This window comes from Deltaproteobacteria bacterium GWC2_65_14 (genome assembly GCA_001797615.1).
Lineage (GTDB): Bacteria > Desulfobacterota > Deferrimicrobia > Deferrimicrobiales > Deferrimicrobiaceae > GWC2-65-14.
Genome location: MGPV01000014.1, coordinates 7040 through 10850, shown reverse-complemented (window position 1 = coordinate 10850; position 3811 = coordinate 7040). Strand labels below are relative to the sequence as shown.

2 protein-coding genes and 1 pseudogene (1 of these 3 only partly in view) are annotated in these 3811 nt (G+C 69.5%); all 3 read right to left on the bottom strand.

Translation table 11 applies throughout. The features are described 5' to 3' along the window. Nucleotides 1-598: pseudogene (locus tag A2X88_09090) on the bottom strand (hypothetical protein) (it extends 800 nt beyond the left edge of the window). Continuing rightward, nucleotides 595-2322 carry a proline--tRNA ligase gene (locus tag A2X88_09085; GenBank protein OGP35287.1) on the bottom strand — a complete coding sequence of 576 codons (1728 nt, stop codon included), beginning with the start codon at nucleotides 2320-2322 and terminating at the stop codon, nucleotides 595-597. Before A2X88_09085 ends, A2X88_09090 begins: the two are co-directional and overlap by 4 nt. Then, nucleotides 2322-3395, bottom strand: a complete 1074-nt coding sequence (locus tag A2X88_09080; GenBank protein ID OGP35286.1) for a 4-hydroxy-3-methylbut-2-en-1-yl diphosphate synthase — start codon at nucleotides 3393-3395, stop codon at nucleotides 2322-2324. The genes A2X88_09085 and A2X88_09080 overlap by 1 nt, the downstream gene beginning before the upstream one ends. Nucleotides 3396-3811: the final 416 nt, after the last annotated feature.

Genomic DNA, 3811 nt, shown 5'->3' with positions numbered 1-3811 from the left:
CCCCCCGCCGCACCGCCTCGAAGGGGGTCACCACCCGCTTCTGGTCCCCGACGTCGTCCTCCGGCAGCCTCACCCCGGGGGTCACGAGCACGGTCCCGTCCCCGACCGTCCGCCGGACCGCCTCCACCTCCCGGGCCGAGCATACGATCCCGCCGATCCCCTCGGCGGAGGCCATCCCCGCGAGCCGCAGCACCGCCTGCTCCGCCCGCTCCGCGAAACCGACTTCGGAAAGGTCGGCGTCGTCGAGGCTGGTCAGGATCGTCACCGCGAGAAGGGTGATCCCCGTTCCCCGCGCGGCATCCGCCGCGGCCCGGAGCATCCCCTTTCCGCCGGAGGCATGCACGGTGGCGAACCGCACCCCCAGCGCCCCGGCGGACCGGACAGCCCCCGCCACCGTGTTCGGGATGTCGTGGAACTTCAGGTCGAGAAAGACCTCCCCCCCCGCGTCCCGGATTTCCCGGACCAGACCGGGGCCTCCCCGCGGGAACAGCTCCATCCCCACCTTGAACAGCCCCACCTCCCCCGCCAGGGAGCGGGCGGCCGCGAGCGCCGCCTCGGGAGAATCGGTGTCCAGCGCCACGATGATCCTCTCCTTCACGGCTCGCACTCCTTCCGCTTCGCGTGGACCGCGTCGGCGACCCGGTCGACGAGCGTGCCGGTTTCGACCCGCACCGTTTCGCCGGTCCGCCGGTCCCGGATCTCCGCGTACCCCGCCTCGAAGTTCTTCTCCCCGAAGGTGACCCGCAGCGGGATCCCGGCCAGGTCGGCATCCTTGAACTTGATCCCGGGACGTTCCTCCCGGTCGTCCAGGAGCACCTCGAATCCCCGTTCGGACAACTCCCGACCGGCCCGCTCGGCCTCCGCAACCAGGGCCTGGTGCTTCATGGTCACCGGGAGGATGCAGACCTCGAAGGGGGCGATCGAAATCGGCCAGACGATCCCGTCGTCGTCGTGGTTCTGCTCGATCGCCGCCGCGGCGGTCCGCCCCACCCCGATCCCGTAGCAGCCCATGACGATCGGCTTCTCCTTCCCGTCCTTGTCCAGGTAGTTCGCCTTGAGGCTCTCGCTGTACTTGGTCCCCAGCCGGAAGACATGCCCGACCTCGATCCCCCTGGAAAAGCGCAGGGACCCGCCGCACCTCGGGCAGCGGTCCTCTTCCGTCACCATCCGCAGGTCGGCGTAGGTTTCGGGCATAAAATCGCGCCCCGGGACGACTTCCACCAGGTGGGCATCCGCTTCGTTCGCCCCGGTCGCTCCGACGGCGATCCCGCGGACGCTGTGATCCGCCAGCAGGCGGATCGGAAGCCCCACCGGCCCCGCGTACCCGGAGGGGGCGCCCGTGAGCTCCCGCACCCGCTCCTCGGGGGCGAGCCGCACCCGGTCGGCCCCGAGGAGGTTCTTCACCTTGACCTCGTTCACCTCGTACCGGCCGGAGAGGACGACCGCCGCATCCCCGCGGTCCGACTCGAAGACCAGCGTCTTCAGCAGCATCCCCGGTTCGATCCCCAGGAAGCCGGACACCTCCCCGATCGTCCGCTTCCCGGGGGTGGAGACTTTCCGCGGGGGCCCCGCTGCGGGGCTTCCAGAATCCTTCGCTTCCTCCGGAGCGCACTCCGCCTTCTCGACGTTCGCGGAGTACTCGCAGACCGTGCAGGAGACGATCGCATCCTCCCCCGACTCTGCGATCACCATGAACTCGTGGGAGCTGCTCCCCCCGATCGACCCGGTATCGGCCTCCACCGCGCGGAAGTCGAGCCCCATCCGCCGGAAGATCCGGCCGTAGGCCTCGTACATCCTCCGGTACGATTCCGCCGCCCCCTCCTCGTCGGCGTCGAAGGAGTAGGCGTCCTTCATGAAGAACTCCCGGCCCCGCATCAGACCGAACCGGGGGCGGATCTCGTCCCGGAACTTGTCCTGGATCTGGTAGAAGTTCGCCGGGAGCTGCCGGTAGGAGCGGATCTCGCGGCGCACCAGGTCGGTGATCACCTCCTCGTGCGTCGGGCCCAGGCAGAACTCCCGGTCGGCACGGTCCCGGAACCGGAGCAGCTCCTTCCCGTAGGCCTCCCATCGGCCGCTCTCCTTCCAGAGCTCGGCGGGGACGACGGCAGGCATCAGCACCTCCTGGGCCCCCGCGCGGTCCATCTCCTCCCGGAGGATCCTCTCCACCTTCCGATGAACCCGCAGCCCCGCCGGCAGATAGGTGTAGATTCCCGACGCGACCTTCCGGATCAGGCCGGCCCGCAGCATCAGCCGGTGGCTCGCCACCTCCGCGTCGGAGGGGGTCTCCTTGGTGGTGGGCATCAGGTAGCGCGAATAGCGGATCACGGCCTCTCCTGTTCCGCGGCCGCCCGGCGTGCGAACCGGACGACCTCTTTGACGATGTCCTTCTCCTTGACCTTCTTCACGATCTCCCCCCGGACGAAGATCAACCCTTCCCCTTTTCCGCCCGCCACCCCGACGTCGGCCTCCTTCGCCTCGCCGGGTCCGTTCACCGCGCACCCCATCACCGCCACCTTGAGGGGGACCGGCAGCCGGGAGAGCCGCCGCTCCACCTCCGTAGCGATCCCGACCACGTCGATGGAGACCCTGCTGCAGGTCGGGCAGGAGACGAAGTCCGGCCCCCGCCGCCGGATCCCCAGGCTCTTCAGGATCTGCCAGCCGACCCGAACCTCCTCCTCGGGAGGGCCGGTGATCGAGACCCGCAGGGTATCCCCGATCCCCTCGGCCAAAAGGACCCCGATCCCGACGGCCGATTTCACGGTCCCGGAAAAGAGGGTCCCCGCCTCCGTCACCCCGACGTGCAGCGGGTAGTCGAAGCGGCGGGAGAAGCGGCGGCAGGCCTCGACGGTCGCCGGTACGTCGGACGCCTTCAGGGAGAACTTCACCTGCGTGAACCGGGCCTTCTCGCAGATCCGGACGGCCCTCGCGGCGCTCCGGACCAGGGCCTCCGGGGTCGGCCCCCCGTGACGGGCGAGGAGATCCTTTTCGAGCGATCCGGCGTTCACCCCGATCCGGACCGAGCAACCGTTCGCCCTCGCGGCGCGCAGCACCTCCCGGGTGCGCGCCTCCCCCCCGATGTTCCCCGGGTTGATCCGCAGGCCGTCCGCCCCCCCGTCCGCGCAGGCAAGGGCCAGCCGGAAGTCGAAGTGGATATCGGCGATCACGGGGAGCGGAGAGCCGGCCTTGATCTTCCGGAACGCGCGGGCGGCCGCCGCGTCCGGAACCGCCACGCGCACGATCTCGCACCCTTCCCGGGCGAGCGACCGGATCTGGCGCAGGGTTGCACGCGGATCCCGCGTGTCGGTGTTCGTCATGCTCTGGACGGAAACGGGGGCGCTTCCGCCTACGAGGACGGAACCGACCCGGATCCTCCGGGTCTTTCTGCGAACGATCATCGTGCGGATTACTATAAGCGAGGCGCAGGAGGCAGGCAAGCCGGCCGGGGGGCCGGAAACGGCTACTTCGGAAGGTCCTTCGGAGGTTCCTTCGGCATCTCCTCCCGGATCGTGACGACCATCGCGTAGGTCGCCTCCCCCCCGTGGCCGTCGGACACGGAAACCATCACCGGAACCTTTCCGGTGAAGCCGGCCGGGACCGGCCACCGGATCGCCCCCGTGGCGGCCCCGATCGTCATCCCGGGAGGGGCTTCCTTCAGATCGTAGGTCAGGGGATCGCCGTCTCCGTCGGCCGCGTCGATCCTGCAGGAGTACCCTTCTTCCGAAAGGAGAGCCTCCGCGACACCCTGGATCTCGGGAGGATAGTTCAGAACCTCCCTTCGCAGGATCAGGAAATTCCCGTGGGCCGTTCCGTC